The sequence below is a fragment of the Thalassotalea loyana genome (genome assembly GCF_030161435.1).
GTDB lineage: Bacteria > Pseudomonadota > Gammaproteobacteria > Enterobacterales > Alteromonadaceae > Thalassotalea_G > Thalassotalea_G loyana.
Genome location: NZ_BSSV01000001.1, coordinates 1117203 through 1140657, shown reverse-complemented (window position 1 = coordinate 1140657; position 23455 = coordinate 1117203). Strand labels below are relative to the sequence as shown.

Below are 23455 nucleotides of genomic sequence, written 5' to 3'. Positions count from 1 at the left end.
GCGTGACTTTATTTGAATTCTCGTGATTGTGTTGTGAGGTTTGCCAAATTATCTGTTAAGTCGGTAAGTTGACCTGCAATAACGTGAGTCACCTCCCCCTCTCTTTCCAAAATGCCCTTTACCATTAGAATTTTAGCTGACATAAACGGAGATTTTTGCGCCCTTGCGGTGCCTGACCAAATCACCACATTAATATTGCCAGTATCATCTTCTAACGTCACAAAAGTAACGCCTGACGCCGTTCCAGGTGATTGCTTACCTGTTACAACACCAATCACAGTAATAAAAGACTTATGATTAACTGATGTAAGCGCCTGCATACGCGTAAATTTTGGCAGTTTGTTAGCATTATCAAGTAACGTGATAGGATGTTGATTAAGCGTTAAACCAGTAGCGGCATAATCCTCAATGAGCGTGTCGTAATCAGTGGGGGCAAATAGATATTGTTGCTCTGGCTCTTTGTCCTCAGTGATATGTGAAAATAATGGCATATCATTTTCTTGAGCCATGAGGGCCCAACGACTTTGATAACGATTTCCCGTCAATAACCTTAACGCGTCAGCACTAGCCAGTAATTGCATGTCACGAGAGTTTATATCAAGCTTTTGTATTTGTGTGATTTGCGAATACCCCTGCTCAGGACGGTTTGCGATTAAATGTTTTATCCCTTGTTCAGATAAACCTTTAACAATCCGAAAGCCAAGTCTTAGCACTTTTTCTTGTTTATCATCTGCGACATGATGATCATAAAATGAGTAATTAACACAGACGGGTAAAACTTTAATACCATGGCGCTTAGCATCTTGAATTAATTGTGATGCACTATAAAACCCCATAGGTAAACTGTTTAATAGAGCGGTATAAAAAGTCACAGGGTAATAATATTTAAGCCATGCGGAAACATAAGCAAGCACAGCAAAAGATGCCGAATGACTTTCAGGAAAGCCATACTCACCAAAACCACAAATTTGCTGAAAGATACGTTCAGCAAATGCTGAGGTATAACCTCGAGATTGCATACCTTTGATCAATTTAGTTTTGAACTTCATCAGTTCGCCGGTTTTCTTCCAGGTTGCCATTGCTCGACGTAGTTGATCAGCCTCGCCACCAGTAAACCCAGCGGCAACCATAGCAAGCTTGATCACTTGCTCTTGGAAAATAGGCACACCAAGAGTACGCTCAAGTACTGATTTTACTTCTTCCGACGGGTAAGTAATTGCTTCCTCACCATTTCTTCTCTTTAGAAATGGATGCACCATATCCCCTTGAATTGGGCCAGGGCGAACAATAGCGATCTGAATCACCAAATCATAATACGTTGTAGGTCTAAGTCGAGGTAGCATGCTCATTTGTGCCCTAGACTCTATTTGAAATATACCGACAGTATCTGCTTTTTGAATCATCTGATATACCCCTTGATCATCTTGCATAGCGGTTATATCAGCTATCGTTAACGAGCGTTGGTAATGTTGTTCAATTAAACCAAAGCACTTACGAATAGCACTTAGCATACCAAGCGCTAAAACATCGATTTTAAGTAACCCTAACGACTCTAAATCATCTTTATCCCACTGAATAACTGTACGTTCTGCCATGGAAGCATTCTCCACAGGAACTAATTCATATAAAGGGCCTGAAGAAATAACAAAACCACCTACATGCTGAGATAGATGACGTGGAAAGCCTAAAATATCATGCACTAGAGTGATGAAGTGTTGGCCTTGTTTTGACTCAGGATCGAGCCCTAGCTCAACAATTTGGCTTTGCCAGTTCAGTGTTCGATCACGGCGATTAATGTTCTTAATGAAAAAATCAAGCTGAGTTTCTTCAATGCCTAACGCTTTACCAACTTCTCTAATTGCACTTTTTAAGCGGTATCGGATAACTGTTGCAGCAATCGCTGTACGCTCTCGACCATACTTTTTATAGATATACTGAATAACTTCTTCACGCCTTTCATGTTCAAAGTCAACATCAATATCAGGTGGCTCATCACGCTCTTTACTTATAAAACGTTCAAACAATACAGATATTTGTCTAGGGTCAACAGACGTAATCTCTAGGCAGTAGCAAACTACGGAGTTTGCTGCAGAGCCACGCCCTTGAAACAAAATACCTTGGCTTTTAGCAAACATCACCACATCATGAATCGTTAAAAAGTAGTAAGGATAGTTAAGCTCTTCAATAAGCTTTAACTCTTTATCAATTGTTGTTTGGATTGAAGGTTTAATACCTTCAGGAAAACGAGACTTAATGCCTTGTGCTACTAGCGCCTTCAAGTGACTCATTGCGCTTTTTCCTTGTGGAACAAGCTCAGCAGGATATTCATACTTAAGCTCTTCAAGTGAAAAGGTACAACGTCTAGCAATATCCACAGACGTATCTAACCATTGCTTCTTGAATAGCTTACCTAACTTAACAATTGAGCGTAGTGAACGCTCACTATTAGCTAATAAATCATGGCCTAATTGATAGACAGGTTTACCCTGCCCTATCGCAGTAAGTGTATGTTGTAGTGGTAAACGTGTTGCACTATGCATAAGCACACCACCGCATGCACATATTTCAATATCATAACGTTTAGACAATACTAAACAGTGTTCTAGATACTCATCATCATGAGTTAACAAATGACGCTGATAACCGAGCCATAACCTATTAGCATGATATTTAATGAGCCACTTTGCCCATTCATTATCAACTTCCGTATGTTGAGGAAGCCAAAGAATAAAGCAATGTTTAACACTCATGAGATCCCATTGCTCTATCTGATATTCACCTTTAGGGCTTCGTCTTCTCGCATTAGTGATAATTCTGCAAAGTTCGCCATAAGCTTGTCGCGATGGACACAGCAATACAACTTGTAGCTCATTTTTAAGTCGAAACATGCTACCGACAATCAGTTTGATGCCTAACTGATGCTCTTTAATTGCACTATGAGCCCGAACAACACCGGCAACCGAACACTCATCAGTAATAGCTAACGCGTGATACCCTAAAAACTCTGCTTGGTGAATAAGCTCTTCAGGGTGCGAAGCTCCGGTTAAAAACGAGAAATTACTTTGACAAAATAGCTCTGCGTATCCCATCGATACCTCTTAGCTAAATAAACCATGAACAAACCAATGTTGCTCTGGCGTACGGAAGATCCAAAGCCAACGCCCTGCTTGTGTACGTGCAATAAAGTAATCTCGAATGACTTCATTATTGTCCCACCAACCAGCAGCGATGCGAGATGGGCCATGCTCGATAGAAACCTCCTCTAATAACGGCTCTGGTGAAGGAAGAATAAAGCTAGGTTGGATAGCAACATATGGTGCTGATGTACTATAGTCATTAACCTGCAATGGTGTGCATACTTGGCTGGCCAACTCAGGCCGATGATCATAAGTCGCTTTGATTCCCTGAACCTTATTCTCGCCTAGTTTTGCTTGTAATATAGCAATAAGTTCATTGCTTGAAAGCTCACCTTGCTTACCAGCAAATAAATCCGCTTTTTCAACAGTGCTATTGACTAAGTGTTGTGCCTGAACCGTTATTCCGGTTACAGCGGCATTTAACGTGATTGACTCTAAAGTTAACCGACTTAACTCTAACCATTTATCAGATTTGTATTCTCCTTGCCCGGCAGCGACAGTGAAACATTGATCATCGCTATCGCGAAGATGCAAGGTAATGAGCAACTCTCTAGCATGCTTATTTCGTAACCTGAGAAAGGTTTCAAGTAAGCAATAAACCTTAAATAAAGGCTTTTTTAGCCATTCAACATCGGCAATATCAAATAATAACTCCAGATAATGCTTAAACTGCTCCGGCGGATGATAATACTCCACGGGGTGCTTTAATTGCCCAGTTAATTTACCAATATACGTAACAAGATCTAAACCAAAGCGTTTACCAATATCAGCTAATGTTAATTGCTGTATATCGGCCACTTTGTGTATACCTACGCGTTGCAAACTCGTAATTGTTTTGCTATCCAGGTCAGTAAAATGTAATGGGTAACCACCAATAGACTGACTCACGACTAATGAGTCATCACAAATATTATTTGCCTGTGCTTGAGCTAATAACCGCGCGCCGTAAACAGAATGAGCAGAGGCATATTGGTAGTTAATATCTAACTTTTGAACATGCTTTTCGACAACTTGCCAATAACTTGCCAAATTAGGATATAAACTAAGCATATTACTTACTTTGACGAGCAAGCCATTAGGTTCAAACAAACTAATATCTGCGGTAACTAAATAAAGCCATTGCGCTAACTGCTTTAATTTCTCACATTCGTACTTTTCTTGATATGGATGTACCTGTAACTGATGACACAGAGCAGCAGCTGCTCCCAGTCCTTGACCTTGCTTAATACCTGCACGTTCTGCTGCTTCATTGTACTGTACAACTTTGCTCGTTTGACTATCAACAATCGCAACGGGTAGCTCCTGATCTCGAAAAAGCGTATCAAGTTGTAATGACGGAAAGTGTAAATACAGCCATAACGTCATAGCGACTAACCAGCCTTAGCATTAACATTAGGAAAGAAAACAATATTATTTATGCGTTCTTTGCAGGTGAGCTTAGGCCAATTATTTTGCATATTGAGCGCAAATGGTTCGCTAGGCCAGCCATACTTTCTTTTATTAATTTGAACATTTAATCCCGTCTCAGTAGGTGACAAGCTTAAGCTCAAATCTACCGGTAAAGACAAGCTTTCACATCGTTGATTGCGCATAATAAAATGACGACTTGCTCCCTTTTCGCTAGCAAGTTGCAAGCGTTTAATTTGATGGATTTCCAGGGCTTCATATGCCCACATCACAACACTATCGCATGCACCACTTTTCAAGCACTGTTCTGCTGACCATAATGCGTTTTTTTGATCATCAGGATAAATCACAACGACTTTACTTAAGTCAACACCTTGGCTTAAAAACAAATGTGCATTAACACTGCCTGGGGGAGAAATAAAAACCAACAACCTATCAGCCTTATCAATCATAGAAGGCAAAAGTAAACGAAGCTCACCAATGGCGACATCAGAGATAATTTCAATAACACCTGACGACGGTAAACCACCATTGAGCTGCTTATCTAAATCGCTATAGCCTGTAGACTGGCCATCTCTTTTAGTTTGCTGTGCACTCCCTTGCCAAACCAATTGTTTGTTTTGTAATGTTTCTATTAAATTATTCATGACAAATACCTGCATATACATACAGTATATATTCAGTGTTTTTATCACGCAAGGATCATTGAGGATCAAAAATGATGATTAGTGACTATCTATAAGAAATGATTAAGAATTAAATCGCAAAGTTAAGTGATGAAAATTCAGTAGACATAAAAAAAGCCGACATAAAGTCGGCTTTTTCAAACAAATAATGTTTAGAACGGCATTTTGAAACCAGGTGGCATTTGCATACCGCCAGTAAGTGCGCCCATTTTCTCTTTGTTTGCTTCTTCAACACGGCGAACTGCGTCATTAAAAGCTGCAGCAACTAAATCTTCAACCATGTCTTTGTCGTCTTCCATTAAGCTCTCATCAATTTCAACACGACGTACACTGTGGCTACCAGTCATTGTAACCTTAACCATGCCAGCACCAGCTTCACCAGTCACTTCCATGTTAGCGATTTCTTCTTGTGCCTTTTGCATTTTTGCTTGCATTTGCTGGGCTTGCTTCATTAAGTTGCCCATTCCGCCTTTCATCATTTTCTTTCTCCAAAATAGCAACACAGTTATCACTGTGTGTAAAATTTATCACTCAACTAACGAGGTTGAATCGACTCTTCGTCTAATTGAGCTTGAAACTCGGTTGTTAAACGATGTACAACGTCATCGCTTTTAATTATCTCTATCGCGTAATCTAATCGCTTTTCGTTAATATCCGTTTGAATATTAAACGGTGCAGTCTGTGTTTGCTCTATAATCTCTATATGAACGGTTACTGGCTTTTTCAAGTACTGTGAAATAAAACTTTGTAACTGCTCATGTGCAGACTCACTCTGCAAGTGCTTGGTATTCTGATCAAGTAATAAGTATAAATTATCATCATCAGATTTATCAGAAATAATCGCATTGATTGCCAGTTGCCTGATACGGCCACCCAACCCCATTGCATCAATCATAAAAGCCCATTTATCAACTTGGTTGGCTTTTTTAATGGTTGCAGGGTCTATAATCTCAGGCGTATATGGCTGTTCAGGTAGCTCCGACTCATCGGGTAAGTCTGCCGTAGCATTTAACGCAGGGACTGTTTGACGCTCTGTGGCGTCACCAAGCTTTTTTTCAGGCTTTTCTAACCCCTTTTTTCGGCTACGTAACATATTACGAGTCGCCAAAATTTCACTCGTGACTTCTGACAAGTTAGCCTGTGGTTCACTACTTATCATCTGTGGCTGCTCTACAATGCCATCTTGAGTATCAATAACATCAGGAACTATTACTGGGGCTTCAACTAATGGAGAAGGTGCTGCATCACTTTCAGGCGCGATCGAATCGATATGAGGTGGTTTAACTATCGGCTCATCACTACGCACTTGCTCAGCAACTTCAACTTGTAGCTCAATACTATCAAAACCTTGCTGAGTAGCTTGCGCTAAAATTTCATCTTGTTCGGCATTCAGTGTGTGAACGTCATCTACTTCTAATTCATGTTCAGGTGTTGATTCTACAACGTCAGAAGAACGATGAACTGAATAATCTTGTTCAGGCGCTACCTCAGACTGCTCAGTAACACTAGCAGACACAGGCTCAGCAATTTTTTGTGTTGCAACACTTGTCGGTAAGGTGATTAAAGAATCAACATCACCCACTGAGCTTTCTTGCTGTGATACTACCTGAGCCGAAGGCCTAGCCATTGGTCTAAATGCCAACATTCGCAACAAGACCATATCAAAGCCAGCTTGTTCATCGAGACTCAAGGATAAGTCTTTTCTTCCTTGTAGAGCGATTTGATAAAATAACTGGACATCTTCTGGGCTCATCAACTGACAGTATTTATCAAACAGTACTTGCTGCTCATCAGTATAATCAAAGTGATTCCCAACAACTTGTGCAAGGGCAATTTGATGGAGTAACTGAATAACTTGCGCTAGCACCTGGCTGTAGTTAGGTGCATAAGTTGCTATTTCTTGCGACAACGCCATGAGTGCTTGACCATCTTGCTTAATCAAACACGTGAGGATATTAAACGCCCACTGATGATCGACCCCGCCAAGCATTGCTTGAACGTTATCAAAACTAATTGAACCGCGTCCTTGAGCGATCGCTTGATCAGTTAAACTTAAACAGTCACGCATACTACCACGAGCAGCCTTAGCCAACATGGTTAATGCCATAGGCTCTACATCGACCTTTTCAGCTTCAAGCACTTTACTTAACTGTTGCTTAATTTGCTCAACTGTTAACGCTTTAAGGTGAAACTGAAGGCAACGTGATAATACCGTTATAGGTAACTTTTGAGGATCTGTTGTCGCAAGAATAAACTTAACGTGTTCTGGTGGCTCTTCAAGCGTTTTGAGCAAAGCATTAAAGCTATTGCGAGATAGCATATGTACTTCATCAATCAAGTACACCTTAAAACGACCTCGAGATGGCGCATATTGAACATTATCTAGAATTTCACGAGTATCGTCGACTTTGGTTTTTGACGCAGCGTCAATTTCCAACAGGTCGATATAACGACCGTTATCAATGTCTAGACAGGTTTCACATTGGCCACAAGGGTTTGCAGAGATTCCTTGTTCACAATTCAAGCTTTTAGCGAAAATTCTGGCGATCGTTGTTTTACCAACGCCACGAGTTCCCGTAAAAAGATAAGCGTGGTGCAATCGTTCTTGGTCTAAAGCATTATATAAAACACTAACAACGTGCTCTTGCCCCATCAATTGGGAAAAATCTTTAGGACGCCATTTTCTCGCTAAAACTTGATAACTCATGCTAAATGTTACTCACCTTCATATTGAAGAATAGAATAAACATTTAAATCTAATTGAGAAAGTTTTTCTTCACCACCTAATTCAGGCAATGAAATAACAAAAGCTGCTGAATCAGCATTTGCACCTAATTTACGAATCAGTTTTGTCGTTGCTTCAATCGTACCACCGGTTGCAAGCAAGTCATCAACAATTAGGACTTTGTCACCTTCGGCTAATGCATCTTGGTGAATCTCAAGCGTATCTTGACCATATTCTAAATCATAGGTTTGTGCGTATGTTGCGCGTGGTAATTTACCTGGCTTACGTACAGGCACAAAACCAATACCCATTTCAATTGCTAAAGGTGCACCAAATAAGAAGCCTCGCGCTTCCGTACCAACAATTTTCGTAAACCCTTGGTCAGAAAATTTTTCTTTTAGTAGGTCTATTGTCGCTTTGAAGGCTTCCGCATTTTCTAAAATACCCGTAATGTCTCTAAACATTACACCTTCAATAGGATAGTTTTCTATTGTATGAATAGCTTGCTTAATAACAGCAATTGTCTTTTCAGTCATTTGTTCGATTGTCGAAATTTCAAAACCCGTAGAATAAAAGATTTTGAGGTATTTTTATAGCACTTTAGCCGTAGTATTTAACGATAAAATGTTTTTAATACGTTTTTCTAGCATCTCTAAATCAAGAGGTTTAGCAAAAATATCGGTCACCTGACTTAATTCAGATAACTGGCTAACTGATTTGATATCTTGTGTGGTCATAAAAATGACCGGCTTAGGGGAGTCGTTATTCGCGAAATAATTTTCCACGAATTTAATGCCATTCATAATAGGCATTAAATGATCACAAATGATCAGATCTACCGCTTGCTGATTTAGAAGCTCAGTCGCAGCTAAACCGTTGCCAGCAGAGAGAACATTAATTTGATGAGCGCTTAATAAGCGCTCTATCATATCGATGATAAGCTTTTTATCATCAATTACTAATACATTTAGCATAAATAGGTGATTAAGCTAAAAACGTGTACCAGCCCATAAGCATTGGCAATAATGGGAAAGATACCAAAGCAACGATAGCGATAGCTAGGTGACGTTTTGAACTTTGTTCTTTGAAATTTTCGTTGTGCGACATTGTACTACTTCCTTACTGCAAATTCAGGCGCGCATTCTATCGCAATGTTTAATAGATGAACAGTTTTTTGATCTAGATCAAATAAACTTTTTAAATCTAGAATCAAAAAAAGTGGCATAAGCCACTTTTTTAATTAGACAAAATATTAAAAAGTAAATGGACTATTCGCCACACTTACCTTCACCACATTTGCCTTTAGCTTTTGACTCACCGCATTTGCCTTCGCCACATTTGCCTTTAGCTTTTGACTCACCGCATTTGCCTTCGCCACACTTACCTTTAGCCATAGACTTAGCTTTTGACTCGCCACATTTGCCTTCGCCACACTTGCCTTTAGCTTTTGTTTCGCCGCATTTGCCTTCGCCACATTTGCCTTTAGCTTTTGACTCACCACATTTGCCTTCGCCACACTTGCCTTTAGCTTTACCTTTTGACTCGCCACATTTACCTTCACCACACTTGCCTTTAGCATGGCCGTGGCCGTCTGGTGTTTCAACTTGAACTAAGCTTTGATCTGCAAATGGGTTTGACTCAGCTTTAGCAGGCGCTGTAAATAACATCGCGATTGCTAAAGTAGATAACACAACGCTTAAAAACGATTTTTTTGAAATACTCATTGAAATTTCCTTAATGAACTTTATAGGTTATAGCTATTTTAATAATAGTCTTTAAATTGACCTTTGTAAGTATGATAAAATTTCAGCCTTTATTAAAAAAATTCCGAAACTCATATTTAAATTTAATTCTAACTTAATGATACTGCAAGAAAATCCAATAATATTAGCTCCTATGGAAGGGGTTATAGATGCATTAATGCGTGATTTATTAACCTCTATTAACGACTACGACCTTTGTGTAACAGAGTTTGTCAGAGTTGTGAAAGGGTTAGTGCCAAAGCATGTATTCAAGAAAATATGCCCAGAACTTCTAACCAATGGCAAAACGCCTAACGGTACGCCAGTACGTGTACAACTACTTGGGCAACACCCTCAGTGGCTTGCTGAAAATGCATTAAGAGCAATTGAATTAGGCTCACCAGGGGTAGATCTTAATTTTGGTTGTCCCGCACCTACGGTAAATAAAAGTAAAGGGGGCGCTATGCTATTAAAAACCCCTGAAGTCATTTATCAAATAATCAACGCATGTAGAGAAGCCGTGCCTGATAACCTAGAGGTTAGCGCTAAAATCAGGCTTGGCTGGGAGGACACAGCGCAATTCAACGAGATCCTGTCAGCGGTAGAATCAGCGGGAGCGTCAACACTCGCGATACATGCAAGAACAAAAAAGCAAGGATACAAAGCACCTGCTCATTGGCAATATATCGGTCAAGCAACGAGTCAAATCACAACGCCCGTCATCGCAAATGGCGAAATATGGCAACGAGACGATGCAATAAAATGTATCCATACCTCAAAAACTAAACGCCTGATGTTGGGTCGTGGCGCTCTTGCCACGCCAAACCTAGCCAACGTTGTAAAGTTTGATGAACAACCAATGACAAATGACGAGCTGATTCACTTATTGATTCATTTCTGTCACCAGGTTCCAGAAGGCGTGAAGGAGCACTACTTATCAAGCCGGTTAAAACAATGGCTCAAATATGTTCGACTACAATATCCAATTGCACAGCTGATATTTGATGAATTGAAATACCTTCATCAAAAAGACGATATTTTACAGTGCTTAGATCGCTATCTAATCACAAAGTAGCCCTAATTTTAGTTATAAAAAAACCAGCCAAAGGCTGGTTTTTTATATCGCTTAGTTTAGCAACTAGATTTCTGCACCCTTACGAGTCGCAGTATCCTTAATGAAGCCTTCCCAGCTCTTCGCTGATTTACGCGTCTTAGGATCTTTCATTGCCAACTTAATCGCTTTGTAAGCATTTGCGTAGTCTTCTAGGTAGAAGTGAGACTCAGCAATGCTCATTTGAACACGACCTACGTCTTTAACACCTAAATCTAACGCTTTCTTTAAAGCAACAATTGCAGTTTTGAATTGCTCGTCTTGCTTTAATAACATACCTTGCTTACGGTAATGCTTAGCATCATTGGTCATTTTAGCTACTTGGCCGTAAATCTTAGCTGCATCCGCAATATCTTGCGCTGCATGGTAAGCATTCGCCAACGCGATAAGGTTCTTATCATCGCGAGTAACTAAACCTGAGTTCATGTGCTTTTCTAAAAGCTTAGCTGCTTTAAATGGTACGCCGTTAGATTGGAATAAGTTTGCTAACGTTTTAATTTGAGCTTCTTTTTCCAAGTAACCTTTTTTATAGGCTAAGTCTAACGTGTAAAGCGCTTTCGGATAATCTTCTACTAGTAAGTAGAACATACCTAACTGAGTCCACCATTGTTTGTTCTCTGGGAAGATCTGAATAACAGTCTCAAGAACATCAATCGCTTCTGGGTACATTTTACGTTCATAGTATGAAGTAACTTTCAAAACATAAGGGTTTTGATTGTGCTTATCACCGTAAAGTGCAATCGCTTTATCTGCAGGCATGATTACTTTATCAAGCTGCTTCAAAGAGTACTGTGCGTTTGCAACTTTCGTCCAAACATCAGCGTCTTCTTCACCACTGAACTCCATCCAAGCGTAGTAATAGCTAATTGCTTCTTTGTAATTCTGAATTGACATATTTAAGTCAGCAACAGTCTTCAAAGTTTGCGCTTGGTCGGCCCAGTTAAGTACATCAGGCTCTGCTGCTTTTGAAAGGTAATCAATTGATTGTTTCTCATGATCACCTTTTGAAGCATACATCATACCTAAAAAGCGGTTTACATAAGCTACGTCATAAGCTTTCTTCGCTTTGATTTCTTTCAAGATAGCAATCGAACCATCTAAATCGTCAGCAGAATATAACTCAAATGCTTTTTGGATTTTCTTACCGATATTTGGACCAACTAAGTTCGTTGGACGCTTCTTTTTCTTCTCTGCAATTTCCGCAGCAGTTGCCGCAGTTGCATCAGAAATCATTGGTAATTGTACTGCTACCACTGATGCGGCTAATACAAGAGAGGTAGATAACTTCTTAAACATGATTACGCACCTCCATCCATTTTAAAGTCTAATTGAACTGTCAAACCAAATTGTTTTTCCGGCTTACCGTCAACAACTTTAGGTTTGTACTTCCACTTACGAAGTGCACGCTTAGCTTCTTTATCAAAAATACGCTTAGGCTGTGCTTCGATAACTTTTACGTCTTCTACACCACCAATTTCATTGATTGTGAATGATAGACGTACCCAACCTTCTTTACCATCACGAGCTGCTTGTACTGGGTACTTAGGCTCGATACGAACGATTGGTGTTGCATCACCGTCACGGGCAAAACCTGCACCTGGTGCTGCCATGCCTGTATCCGCGCCGCCAAGATTAATTGCTGGCATTTCAAAAGACATACCTGCGTTATTATTGCTTGTGTCCGGCTCCGGAGCTTGTGGCTTAGGTGGAGCTTTAGGCGGCGGAGGCGGCGGTGGCGGAACCCTTTGACGAGTCTGCGCAGCCGACTTCGGCGGTGTGCTGTTAACTTCTACAACAATGTTTTCTTGAACTTCTTCTTCAGCACGATCACCAGATTGTACTAAGAACGCCATGAATGAAAACAAGCCAAAAGTAATTGCAGCACCAAATATAACTGATAATAAAATGCGAACCATAATTACCCCTTAGCTGCTGCAATTGAAATCTGGTCTACACCAGCTTCCTTGATTGCATCCATCACTTTAACAACATTGTTGTGAGTAGCTTCTTTATCAGCTTGAATAAAGATCACATCAGTTGGTTGCTCAGCTAGTAACTTTTCAAGTTTTGCAGCAACACGTTCGATATCAACTTTTTTCTTATCAAGCCATACTTCACCTGCACCATTCACAGCAATAAATACGTTAGCATTTTTATGCTTAGTTTGGTTTACAGCAGATGGTTTATTAACTTCGATACCAGCCTCTTTTACGAAAGAGGTGGTAACGATGAAGAAGATAAGCATGATAAACACGATGTCTAGCATCGGCGTCATATCAATCGCTGCTTCTTCCTCTTCACGAATACGTTTACGTGCCATTCCAATCTCTCTCTAGTGGTGAGGTAAGCTATCAACTAACTTAGCTTTTGCTAAGTTAACTTTTGCATCTAATCTTGAGCTAAAGAACACGCCAGATAACGCTGCAACCATACCCGCCATAGTTGGGATTGTTGCCATTGAGATACCTGCGGCCATTAGACGTGGGTTACCAGTACCTTGTTGAGCCATAACTTCGAATACGCCAATCATGCCCGTTACAGTACCTAGTAGACCGATTAGTGGACACATTGCCACTAACGTTTTAATCGTAATCATACGACTCTCAAGTTCTTCTGTCGCTTCGGAGATCCATTTATCTCTGATTCGATGTGCATACCAAGAAGTAGTATCTGTACGTGCGTCCCAACGCTTGATGATGTCATCACGCTTTTTAGGGTAAACAGAGGCTAAATACCAGTACTTCTCGATCATTAAGATCCACATCAAAAAGAGTGCAAAGGCGACGATGTAAAGAACATTACCGCCTTGCGCAATAAAGCCCCTGACAGAATCTAATAACTCTATCAGGAAAAGCATTATTTAGACTCCTTCTCTGCGATTGAAGCAATTAAACCAGCAGATTGTTCGTCTAACTTGTGTAATACCGACTTGCTCTTACCAGCAACAATAGAGTGAACTAAGATAAGTGGTAATGCAGCGATTAGACCTAATGCAGTAGTAACAAGTGCTAATGAGATGTTACCCGCCATAATTTTAGGGTCACCAGTACCGAATAACGTAATTGTTTGGAACGTCATGATCATACCGATAACTGTACCTAATAGACCCATTAGAGGAGCGATAGCAGCGAACATCTTGATTAAGTTGATACCACGGTCTACACGAGGTGTTTCACGTAAGATAGCTTCATCAAGTTTAAGTTCTAATGTTTCAGCATCAGCACCTTTGTTTTCTTGGTAAACTTTTAATAAACGACCAAGTGGGTTGTTTTCGTTAGGGTTATCAAGGTTTTTCTCTTGAGCTTTGATCTTAGACGTCATAGCGCCTAACACGATCATACGCTCTAATGCGATTAATAAACCAATTACTAATAATACTGTAATACCGTAACCAACGATGTCACCTTGGTGGTAGAATTCCATAAGCGTACGCTTACGAGTTTCTAGTGCTAAGATAGCGCCACGTGATGGATCTAGGAATACGCCAGCGTAACCAGAAGATGTGTTGAAGAAATCAGCTGCTGTTGCAGAGATGTAACCAGCTGGTTGCTTAGCTAGAGGTTGGATTTGACCAACTTCATCGTTGTAGTTTAAGAAACCACCAGCAGAAACAATGTTGAAGTTACCGATACGAGTAACATCTTCAGTTGTTTTAGTACCGTCTAACTGAACAACTTCAGCAGAGAACTTAGCAACTTTACCTGACTCAGTCATTTCAGTTTGTAATGCAAACCATAACTCTTCTAAGTCTTCTAATGCAGGAATTTCTTTAGCGTTTGCGATGCGGTCTAACGCTTCACCACGACCTGGGAATTGTGCACTTACGATTGAAGTAGAGATTGTACCGTATGCGTCAGCAGCAGCTGCTCGGCTCACACCGAACATTTCACCTAATGTGCCTTGTGCGTTGTCTAATTCAACTTCTTTTTGTGCTAACGTGATTTCGTTAGCTGCGTATTCTTTAGTTAAACGCGTGTTACGAGCTTGCTCGTTTGCTAAACGTGTTTTAGCTTTGTTTAAAAGCGCTTGTTTGTCAGAACGTGCAGATAAAAACTCTGATTCACGCTTTTTGTCTAACTTAGCTTCAGAAATACGATCCGCTTTAACTTGTTTTAATAAGTCGTCAAGCTCGTTTGCTTGAGAAACAGATGCGAAACCTGCTGACAAAGATGCAGCAAGTAATACGAAATTCATTACTTTTTTCATTATTGTGCTCCTGCTGCGAATACTGGTAATTTAGTTAAGTCCATAGGTAACTGTTGACGAGCCATACGGATAGTATCAGTGATACCTTTGTTGTACTCTTCACCTAACTCATCCCATGAACGTGATTCGTTGTTCCAAACCCAAGACTGTTTGTAGTCTAAAGATTGAGCGATTAATGCAACACGACCCATGTGAACGAAATCAGCAGTGATAGTTTTATCACCTAAATCTAACTCAGCTTGGTAAGCATCAAAGATTGTGCCGTAACCAGCTTCAATTTCGTAAGCTTCTAATACTAAGCGGAACTGCTCAGAAGTAGTAACGTTTGAATCAGCCATTACGTCACGTAGAGCTGCGATACGCTCCATACGTGGTTCAAGGTTTACTGGAACATCCAATTGAACAAACTTCTCTAATGTATCAATCATCTTGTACATTAAAGGAACAACACCTTGTTTGATTTTGTCGATACCAGCGATTTGACGCTCTAAAGATGCAATGTTTGCATTTTGGTCGTCAACCATACGCTGTACGTGGTCGTTATAACCTTCTAAAACGTCTGCTTGGTCTACAACGTTACGGTACTCAGCAAGTAATTCTTGCGTTTGCTCGTAAATGTTGTTGATTTTGTTTTGAGATTTCGCTGAAGTTTTTACAATTTTTGCTTCTTCATTTTGAAGATCTTTTAAAGCATCAGCTGCAGCAAAGTTGCTCGCTGTAAGTGCTAACGCGCCAGCTATCGTTGAAGCGATAAGGCTTTTTTTACTTAATTTGGACATAGTTCCCAACCAATTGTTATTTAGTTTTGATAACAAATATTTTGTTAATGCAAATAGAATAATCTGCCTTAAGTTTTAGTTTCTCTAGAATAAAACCACGCAATAGTCCCAAACGACACGCAAAGTGTCAATATGAGATCTAAAAAGATAGCCCAATTTACATAAAAAAAATAAATTCAAGCTTTTTGTGCTTAGATATTCAGTTGATATGATTATTTATCAACCAATACATTCAATTTTAGAGTAACTAAATCGTGCCGAAATTCCCATTAACCCAATTTTTGTGTTTATATGTTTTACTAATTACTTCGTAGTAAGTCAAATGTAATCTATCGATTTTTATTCAAGTGTTTATTTATAATACAATTTTATTTTCTATACCACCCTGTTAATGAAAACCTCTGCTGTGGTGCAAAACTCGCTACAGACGTAACGGAGTGAACTTTATTAACATCAAATAACGTTAAGCTATTAAATGTTGGCGAAAGACTGTTTGTTGGTTCACCTGTTGGTTCAAAAAATTGTAATAGCCCGCCCCAATCAGGGTGCCATTGTTTTGTCAATCCAACAACGTACGCAATTTGACGAGTTTCTCCGGCTAAGTTATCTATATGCCTTGTTAAAAAGTCGCCAACACGATAACGGGTAGCTTGGCCATCCGCATATTTAAGCTCTGGCTTATTTGTAATTTGACTGATTATACTGACGATATTTTCCGCATTCATTGCGCTTAGCAGTTGACCTGTTAGATCTTGATCTGTCGTCTCAACCTTCTTTCGCCCATATAAAAAGCCTACACCTTGTGCTGCGTTTTGCTGAATTGCGCGAAACAGTCTTCGCCTCTCTTCAACGGGTAATGCGCCAATTTGTTTATCCGTCGCTTCACGATTGTGGTTATCAGTGAAAAACGCGTTAGTAAACTCCACTGTATTTTGATAATAGTCTGCAAGTTGCTCGGCGTCAGCATTGGATAGGAAATTATCAATGCGAACATATCCCTTCGTCGCAAATTCTTCAGTTAAGCTCTTTGGGTCAATAGTTTCGATATTTATCTGCATGTTGTATTTCTTTATTGTTATTTTCGACGTAACCAGCCAGTGATTGATAGCCTTGACTTAGTCGCAAATGGACTTACAAAACCAACGTAATGGTCAACGGGTATTTTAAAGATATTAATTTCGTTAAAAGTAGGTAAAAAGCTCTGTTTAATGGCATTATTCTCGTCCAATATATGTAAAGCTCCCCCCCAATTTGCTTGCCATTCAGGCGTTAAATTTATGACATATGCTGCCACTCGGTTTTTCTTTTCCACATCATCATTGTGAACATTGAGAAAATGACCTGCACTGAACCGGGTAATCTGACCATCAGCAAACGCAATGTCAGGTGCGGATAGTAACTCGCGAAAATAGCGCAATGTTGATTCTTGATTCAAAAACTCAATGATGCTGTTAAAAAAGTGGCCAGGCATTAAATTGTTCTGATAAATGTCAAAAAGCGGAATCGTTTCATAGTGGTACTGAAATCCATTCTCTGCCTGTTGATAAATGATGTTTTCGAGCTCTTGCTTTTGTTTATCCGTCCAATTCGCTACTTCTTGGTTATTAAGGTCTTGATGTTTTCCATTTGCATCAAAAACTAGGTTCCACAACGATTGCGCTTGTATATGTTGATGAATAACACTTGCAGATTCATCCGATAACGCTTGTTTTACTTTAACAAACCCATTTGCTTTGAATGACTCTATAAGTGAAACCGGAGGCATTGATTGTTGAAGAGATAAAGACGTCATATTGTTATTTTTAGCGTTGAAAGCGATTTAAATCATAAATCGTTAATAATATAGTTGGCTTATAGTATCATCTAAAAAAATTAATCAAAACGTCTGTATTCTTATCTATGTCTTCGTCTCAAATTCTTGTTCAAGCTGAATTAGCACATCAACAAGGTCAGCTAGCAAAAGCATCAGCCTTATACCAACAGATTCTCGATTCAGAAGATAATGTTGATGCACTATATGGCCTTGCTACGTTAAGTCATCAACAAGGCAACTATAAAGATGCTAAGTCATTATTTAAGAAAGCATTAATGTCTGAGCCGCAGGCATTTGACATTAATTTTAACTACCTGCTTACATTAATCGCAGATAAAGACATTGACGCTGCAAAGGTGGCCTTAGCAAATACTGTCAAGCTATCCCCTACGGATGACAAGGTAAAAACACATTTAGGCCAAATCGCATTCCAGTTAGGGTTAAGCGAACTTTGTCTCAATGTCACCCCTGAATCAACGCCACAAGGTAGAATAATTCGTTGTAACGCATACATCCAATTAGAACAGTGGCTTGATGGCTACACGATTGCTAAATCACTGTATCAACAATTTCCAACCGAACAGGCTGTTCTTCAGGTGTTGTCAATTTGCGCAGCGAAACTAGATAAATACGATGAGGCTATTACCGCCTTTCAAGCGATCGTTGATCAGGCACCAAACAACAGTATGATTCAGCTTAAATTTGCTGATTTGTTTTTGATGGCAAAGCAATTAAAAAATGCCCGTCGACATCTAGACATTGCTATTTCTCTCAACGACCAATCTATTACTCGATTTGAAATTGAGTGCAAAGTTTGCCGCCTCGAAAATAATAAGCCTGCCGCGTTAAAAGCAGCATACCAAGGCATTCAATTAAAACCTGAGGCAGAATTTGCATGGCAAGTCATTCAAGACTTAGGTGATAACAAAGAGAATCAACAATGTATCGAGTCGCTTAAAGCCTATACACAAGACACGAGCGTCTATAGTTATGACTTACAACATAATTTGTATACTCTTGCAAAAGCCCAACAAAAAGACGAACAGTTTCAAGCAGCCTTCAATACATTTGATAAAGCCAATAAGTTACAAGCTGAGCGGTTTAAGGCAGAAAATAATGTATACAATCCTAACACCCAAATAAAGACGTTTGATCATATCAAGTCGATTAATTATCCGCCTTGCCCATTGCACAGTGAGCAAACCGAGCACTTCTTTATTGTCGGCATGCCACGCTCAGGAACAACATTAGTAAACCGTGTATTAAGTCAAATGGCTGAAGCCTCAAGTTGTGGTGAAAGCAATGCGGTTGCAACGCTGTTTGAGAATAAACTTTATGATGAAAACTTATCACCTGACTCATTAAATCAGTGGCTTGTAGACAATGCAAAAAAACACGGTGAGTTTTACAAGGCATTTAATAAATTACCTTCAAAAATTAGCGTAGACAAAATGCCTCATAATTTTAGGTATGTGGGTGCGATTTTATCGACCTTTCCAAATGCTAAAGTAATACAAATGAGACGTGCCCCTCAAGATTTAGCACTGTCTATATATTCTCAGTTTTTTAACCAACAGCATAATTACTCATGCGACTTGGTGAATATCGCTCATGCTATTGCCTATGCCAACAGCCTTATGGACCATTGGTCAAGAAGCTTCCCTGATCAAGTCATTGATATCAGCTATCAAGACTTAGCTTCGACACCGAATAACACCTTTTCTGCAATGTTCGAGGCCCTTGGCTTAAACTGGAAAGACGAATACCTCAACTTTCACAAGGAGAATGTCGCAAGTTATACGTTTAGTGAAACGCAAGTGAGAAAGCCTATCAACAAAAGTAAGATCGGCTTTTCAGCCCACTATAATGAGGAAATGAAAGTCTTTAGCCAAACGTATACGCAGCTGTCCGATAAGTATTAATTTTTTATCAACTGAGAGCGACTATTCAGCCAATCTTGTCTTGCATTAAAGCTCGCTTGAATAGCTGTTCGCTCATCTTGTGTTAGGTCTGGATGCCATATAGAAAAGATTAATACAACACGGTCTTGGTTTGATGTGTTAATGGCTTCGTGTTCAAAAGAATCATCGAAAACAAGTGATTCTCCTTTTTGCCATTCTCTAGCAATATGGTCTACCGTGAGCTTACCTGAATCTCCCACAACAAAGGGAACATGTACCGTCAAACTATGATTAGATAAACCATAATGAGGTACGATATGTTGGCCGGCTTTAAGTAATGAGAAAAATACTTCGTAGGGTTTATCATCTAATCCGTATAAATCTATCTTCATTAATAGTTTATTTAAAATTGGCATTCTAGACGTCAAAGACGTATCTTCTACACCATTTTTAAATAAGTGCAACGCCGTCCAGTTTTTAGAGCCTGCAAGTTTCTCAAAACTTTTATCAGCAAAGTTTTTATCGACATAAGGTTCGCCAGACGCTTCGATATCTTCAATAATTTCAGAAAACTCACCCTGTAGCTCATCAAACCGACTTAAAAATTCATCGGTCCAATTAAAGTTACTATTTGGCCAAAAAGGCTGTGCTTTCAACGCTGGCAAATAAAACAAATGAGGTTTTTGATTAGCGTTCTTGTATTGCCATGGTTCATTATGAGTTTGAGGCCAAATAGCGCCTCGGCAATTTCCTTTATCTGAAAGCTTAATGCTCGATAATTTTGTAAAATGGTTCCTCAATGCAAGTCCAGCGTAATATGACCTACCACGCACTTGATCATCCAAAGTTTCATTTTGGAACCAATAAATCATTGATGGGTCGATATCAAACCCGAGTGATAATAATGCTAAGCCCTTTTGCTGACGCTGGGTATTCAAAAAAAACATACCAGCAAATAAGTAGAGTCTTACATAATTTACATTGAGATTTAGACAGTGTTGATAAGCACTTTCTGTCCCCTCTTTGGTACCAAGCTGTTCTTCACTTATCGCTAAGCGAAACCATTGTTCAATATCATCTGGCGCCGATTGACAGTAACTTCTTAAATTCACTAACGCTTTATCATAAATACCTTGCTCAAAATATTTATCTGCGCGATCTAAGGTATCGTTTTTACTCATGTTTTTGGCCTTTTACAACCCAAGCTAAAATTTGTTGCTCATTCGTTTCCAACTGCGCTATCTCAACCTTTATCTGACCTTTATTAAGCTGCTCCGCCAACCAATCTATCTTTTGTTCTGATTGAGCAACAGTTATCAAATGGCTTAACCGAGCAAGTTCTTTAACTAAGCTGTCCTTTAATCTTGCAACTAACTGAACTGCACTCGAAAGATCATTATTCGACTGAAGCTCAACAGCCTTGTTGATGACACTAAAACACTGACCAGAGATAGACTGGGATAAGGTAGATTGGTTTTTCTCTAAAAATGTCTTACCTGTGCTTTCCAGCGCAGGGGCATCAATAAGCCCACCTAAATATCTCTCTATCGCTTCAACCAATGAGTTTGGAGCTAATACAAGATCTATTTCGTGATGCCTGCGTTTTGCTGGTAGGACAATTTCACTCTGTTCATGGTGAATTATCAGTTGGAAGTAACCCCGAGGTTTTAACACCCTGATTAACTCTTTGATAGCGTTAGCGTTCATCCCATATTCAAAGCCAAACTGACTCGTAACTATGTCCACACTTTCATTTGAGAACGGTAACGCATCAATCGAGGTATCGCTGATAAAATTGACATTTTTTACATTAATAGCCCACTGCGGATCAACCGTGGCATAATCAACACCTACATATTCAGCATGCGGTTTAAATTCCGCCAGTTTCTTAAGAACACTACCATTGCCCGTTGCTAGGTCAACTACACATGCCTCAGGCGTAATTAAGGCACTGAAGGTTTGCCAGGCACGCTTCAGTTCGTTGTTATCCGAGGATTGATTATCTATACAACTCTCTACATGGCCTTGCTGCCAATAATGGGTCCACGACTGTGCGTTACTCATACCTTACCTACTACTGGAACAACATCAAACGGCGATGTCATTCGATAAATATCATCGTCACCACTAAATCCATAGGTGCCGTGCCACATATATGATGGGAATAATACGAGCTGGCCTGCCTTCGGCTGAATTATTCGTTCGACGACTTCACGTTGCCCCAACCCTATTCCCGATTCACCAAATTTAATTGCTCCAGCATGCTCGTTTGCTTGTTCATGCTCACTAAAATCAGGGACTTTGATGTAGAAGGCTGAACTTAGCCATCCGTCAGGATGAACATGATTAACGTGAAATCCATTAGGCTTTAATTTCACAGACCAAGAGCCACTAAATTTAAATTGGTTTGACTTTCGTTTTAATAGCGGATGTAAATTATCGTCTGGCAACTCTTCGATGTACTGTTTTACAATTTGCTCTAAAGACTGTTTAAGCTCTTGGATCACTTTCACGGGTTTATGCAGTAATCGCCCGGGTGTTTGCGTACCATTTTTTAACGTTTGTTTGAGCGGCTCGTGTACTTTATCGTGCATCGACAACAATGCCTTTTCCAGTTCCATAAGAAACTCGTCTAGATCTTTATAACCTGCTGGCACAGGAAGTAAAAATGGCTTAACAAAGCGCTGGTAGTCGCACAACCAGTCGTAACGTTTATCATCGAGCAATCGCCAACATAAGGACTTAAATCCAATATTTAACTGATGATATGGCTCAACTTTCTCGATATCCTCAATTATCAATAACGCATCATGATAACGTTCTTGCTTTATTAAGAACTCAACGTAATCAAGCGCGTTATCAACATCAAATTTAAGCGCTAAAGATTTACCATATAAACCTGTTACATCATCGTAACGTTCATCCACAATCGCTACTTTCGCCGACAACGCTAATAGCTGATAGTGTTTTAATACATCTGGCGTCTGTTCAAGCACCGCTTTAGCTTGTTGATCAGCACCTGCTGAAAATAGTTGTGAAACATATGCTGAGGTAAGTTCTGGTAAATTAGGATACTTGGCTAACACCATTTGATAACTTCGGCAAAACTCCTGATGTTTCCCTAGTTGCCAATAAAATTCGTTCAGAGTTGTATGTACTTCAACATAATTTGGCTTCTTATTGATGGCAGACCAATAGCACTGTTCTGCCAATTGATATTGGTTCAGTTCGAAATAAGTATTCGCCAGACTAAAATCAATTTCTGCTACGTTGGGCGATGATTGTATGGCCTGAGTAAAACAAGCGATAGCAGATTGGTGTTCTTCAATTGACTTATATGCTAATCCTAAGTTATGCAATGCATTTGTATAGTTTGGCTTAATTTGCAGTGCGAGCTGATAACCGTGGATGGCTTCTTGGTAACGGTCTAACGTTTTGAGAATATTGGCCTTGGATGTCAACACCGATACATCATTTGGAAAATCGACTAAAGTCTCATCAGCAACCGAGAGCGCAGTTTCAAAATCGCTTGCTTGTTGGTATGCAAGAATAATGTTTCGTCTTGCGTCAATAAAATTTCGGTTAAGCTTAATCGCATTTGAGTAACATGCTATAGCCCTATCAAATACAGCCAATAATTTGTAGGTATTACCAAGATTATTCAACACTTCCGGCTGACGTGAATTCAAACGCAAACACTCATCAAAACACACGACTGCAGCTTCATAGTCACCTATATTCTTAAGCGCAAGCGCTTTTAGGTGAAATAAGACATCAGCCTTTGGGTAAGCAATTAGCGCTTTATCAACCTCAACGATTACTTGAGTATAATTTTTTTGATTTAGTAAGCTGGCAAGCTGGTTTACTTGGTATTGTAGCGAGTTAGTCATTCTAGTTTTATTGTTAGAGCGTCTTATCGTTCACACGATTGAAACAAATTATCAGATT

General features: G+C 39.6%; 22 protein-coding genes. 2 read left to right on the top strand and 20 right to left on the bottom strand.

The genetic code is table 11. The features are described from left to right. Positions 1-8 precede the first annotated feature (8 nt). The 9 genes from QQK05_RS05030 to QQK05_RS04990 all read right to left on the bottom strand — a co-directional run bounded on the left by QQK05_RS05030 (position 9) and on the right by QQK05_RS04990 (position 9679). Positions 9-3089, bottom strand: a complete 3081-nt coding sequence (locus tag QQK05_RS05030; RefSeq protein ID WP_284296386.1) for an error-prone DNA polymerase — start codon at positions 3087-3089, stop codon at positions 9-11. A gap of 9 nt (positions 3090-3098) precedes the next feature. Next, positions 3099-4502 (bottom strand): Y-family DNA polymerase, encoded by a 1404-nt coding sequence (locus QQK05_RS05025; RefSeq protein ID WP_284296385.1) that lies wholly within the window; start codon positions 4500-4502, stop codon positions 3099-3101. Between the two features lie 5 nt (positions 4503-4507). Next, on the bottom strand, positions 4508-5191 hold the full coding sequence (imuA, locus tag QQK05_RS05020) for a translesion DNA synthesis-associated protein ImuA (RefSeq protein ID WP_284296383.1): 684 nt from the start codon (positions 5189-5191) through the stop codon (positions 4508-4510). Positions 5192-5382: 191 nt separating this feature from the next. Next, complete coding sequence (locus QQK05_RS05015) at positions 5383-5709, bottom strand: YbaB/EbfC family nucleoid-associated protein (RefSeq protein ID WP_193023743.1); 327 nt, start codon at positions 5707-5709, stop codon at positions 5383-5385. Positions 5710-5765: 56 nt separating this feature from the next. Continuing rightward, positions 5766-7937: a DNA polymerase III subunit gamma/tau gene (dnaX, locus tag QQK05_RS05010; protein ID WP_284296378.1), complete on the bottom strand. Its 2172-nt coding sequence runs from the start codon at positions 7935-7937 to the stop codon at positions 5766-5768. An 8-nt stretch (positions 7938-7945) separates the two neighbouring features. Next, a complete protein-coding gene (apt, locus tag QQK05_RS05005; protein ID WP_284296377.1) occupies positions 7946-8491 on the bottom strand; it encodes an adenine phosphoribosyltransferase in 546 nt (181 codons plus the stop codon). A 54-nt stretch (positions 8492-8545) separates the two neighbouring features. Next, positions 8546-8929, bottom strand: a complete 384-nt coding sequence (locus QQK05_RS05000; RefSeq protein ID WP_284296375.1) for a response regulator — start codon at positions 8927-8929, stop codon at positions 8546-8548. Positions 8930-8939: 10 nt separating this feature from the next. After that, positions 8940-9062, bottom strand: a complete 123-nt coding sequence (locus QQK05_RS04995; RefSeq protein WP_284296373.1) for a hypothetical protein — start codon at positions 9060-9062, stop codon at positions 8940-8942. A 161-nt stretch (positions 9063-9223) separates the two neighbouring features. Beyond that, positions 9224-9679 carry an HvfA family oxazolone/thioamide-modified RiPP metallophore gene (locus QQK05_RS04990; RefSeq protein WP_284296372.1) on the bottom strand — a complete coding sequence of 152 codons (456 nt, stop codon included), beginning with the start codon at positions 9677-9679 and terminating at the stop codon, positions 9224-9226. A 136-nt stretch (positions 9680-9815) separates the two neighbouring features. Here QQK05_RS04990 and QQK05_RS04985 point away from each other — a divergent pair, with 136 nt between their 5' ends. Continuing rightward, positions 9816-10772: a tRNA-dihydrouridine synthase gene (locus tag QQK05_RS04985; RefSeq protein WP_284296370.1), complete on the top strand. Its 957-nt coding sequence runs from the start codon at positions 9816-9818 to the stop codon at positions 10770-10772. 63 nt (positions 10773-10835) lie between these two features. On the opposite strand, the gene QQK05_RS04980 is transcribed toward QQK05_RS04985, so the two are convergent. The 8 genes from QQK05_RS04980 to QQK05_RS04945 all read right to left on the bottom strand — a co-directional run bounded on the left by QQK05_RS04980 (position 10836) and on the right by QQK05_RS04945 (position 17585). Then, complete coding sequence (locus tag QQK05_RS04980; protein ID WP_284296368.1) at positions 10836-12104, bottom strand: tetratricopeptide repeat protein; 1269 nt, start codon at positions 12102-12104, stop codon at positions 10836-10838. Positions 12105-12106: 2 nt separating this feature from the next. Then, on the bottom strand, positions 12107-12724 hold the full coding sequence (locus QQK05_RS04975; RefSeq protein WP_284296367.1) for an energy transducer TonB: 618 nt from the start codon (positions 12722-12724) through the stop codon (positions 12107-12109). Between the two features lie 2 nt (positions 12725-12726). After that, positions 12727-13128 (bottom strand): ExbD/TolR family protein, encoded by a 402-nt coding sequence (locus QQK05_RS04970; protein WP_284296365.1) that lies wholly within the window; start codon positions 13126-13128, stop codon positions 12727-12729. Between the two features lie 12 nt (positions 13129-13140). Beyond that, a complete protein-coding gene (locus QQK05_RS04965) occupies positions 13141-13665 on the bottom strand; it encodes a MotA/TolQ/ExbB proton channel family protein (protein ID WP_284296364.1) in 525 nt (174 codons plus the stop codon). After that, positions 13665-15014 carry a MotA/TolQ/ExbB proton channel family protein gene (locus tag QQK05_RS04960; protein WP_284296363.1) on the bottom strand — a complete coding sequence of 450 codons (1350 nt, stop codon included), beginning with the start codon at positions 15012-15014 and terminating at the stop codon, positions 13665-13667. The genes QQK05_RS04965 and QQK05_RS04960 overlap by 1 nt, the downstream gene beginning before the upstream one ends. Beyond that, a complete protein-coding gene (locus tag QQK05_RS04955; RefSeq protein ID WP_284296362.1) occupies positions 15014-15793 on the bottom strand; it encodes a DUF3450 domain-containing protein in 780 nt (259 codons plus the stop codon). Before QQK05_RS04955 ends, QQK05_RS04960 begins: the two co-directional genes overlap by 1 nt. Positions 15794-16161: 368 nt before the next feature. After that, positions 16162-16851 (bottom strand): 2OG-Fe(II) oxygenase, encoded by a 690-nt coding sequence (locus QQK05_RS04950; protein WP_284296361.1) that lies wholly within the window; start codon positions 16849-16851, stop codon positions 16162-16164. A gap of 17 nt (positions 16852-16868) precedes the next feature. After that, positions 16869-17585, bottom strand: a complete 717-nt coding sequence (locus QQK05_RS04945; protein WP_284296360.1) for a 2OG-Fe(II) oxygenase — start codon at positions 17583-17585, stop codon at positions 16869-16871. Between the two features lie 107 nt (positions 17586-17692). Between QQK05_RS04945 and QQK05_RS04940 the strand changes: the two genes are divergently transcribed. Next, complete coding sequence (locus QQK05_RS04940; RefSeq protein WP_284296359.1) at positions 17693-19528, top strand: tetratricopeptide repeat-containing sulfotransferase family protein; 1836 nt, start codon at positions 17693-17695, stop codon at positions 19526-19528. On the opposite strand, the gene QQK05_RS04935 is transcribed toward QQK05_RS04940, so the two are convergent. Genes QQK05_RS04935 through QQK05_RS04925 form a run of 3 tightly spaced genes read right to left on the bottom strand, consistent with a single transcriptional unit; the run spans position 19525 to position 23397 of the window. Next, complete coding sequence (locus QQK05_RS04935; protein WP_284296358.1) at positions 19525-20688, bottom strand: aspartyl/asparaginyl beta-hydroxylase domain-containing protein; 1164 nt, start codon at positions 20686-20688, stop codon at positions 19525-19527. The genes QQK05_RS04940 and QQK05_RS04935 overlap by 4 nt on opposite strands. Next, positions 20681-21571, bottom strand: a complete 891-nt coding sequence (locus QQK05_RS04930; protein ID WP_284296357.1) for a class I SAM-dependent methyltransferase — start codon at positions 21569-21571, stop codon at positions 20681-20683. Before QQK05_RS04930 ends, QQK05_RS04935 begins: the two co-directional genes overlap by 8 nt. Beyond that, positions 21568-23397, bottom strand: coding sequence for a 2OG-Fe(II) oxygenase family protein (locus QQK05_RS04925; protein WP_284296356.1), 1830 nt, complete (start codon positions 23395-23397; stop codon positions 21568-21570). The genes QQK05_RS04930 and QQK05_RS04925 overlap by 4 nt, the downstream gene beginning before the upstream one ends. Between the last annotated feature and the right edge of the window lie 58 nt (positions 23398-23455).